The 270-nt window shown below is 72.2% G+C and carries 1 protein-coding gene; it reads left to right on the top strand.

The genetic code is table 11. The features are described from left to right. Window positions 1-9 precede the first annotated feature (9 nt). The gene (locus A985_RS29885; RefSeq protein ID WP_369751602.1) at window positions 10-171 is read left to right on the top strand and encodes a FliH/SctL family protein; all 162 of its coding nucleotides are present in this window, start codon (window positions 10-12) and stop codon (window positions 169-171) included. Window positions 172-270: the final 99 nt, after the last annotated feature.

The following is a 270-nucleotide window of genomic DNA, read 5'->3' as shown; positions in this document are numbered from 1 at the left end:
GACGCGCATGTGGGCGCGGAACTGCGCGCTGCGGGCTGGACCGTGCGCGCCGATTCCACCATCGAACGCGGCGGCTGCAAGGCCGAAGCCGCGAGTGGCGAAGTCGATGCCACCGTCGCCACGCGCTGGCAGCGTGTGATGGCCGCGCTGGGCAAGGATCTGCCGTGGTGAACGCCGACCTCACCCCACTTACCGCGCATGCGCCGGTGCTGCCCAGCACCGAGAACACGCACGATGCCGCCACGCCCTCCACGCCCTCCGCGCCCTCCG

Source organism: Pandoraea sp. B-6 (assembly GCF_000282835.1).
In the GTDB taxonomy this organism is placed as follows: domain Bacteria; phylum Pseudomonadota; class Gammaproteobacteria; order Burkholderiales; family Burkholderiaceae; genus Pandoraea; species Pandoraea cepalis.
Note: the sequence above shows the minus strand (reverse complement) of the source record. Positions and strands in the feature narration are given on the sequence as shown.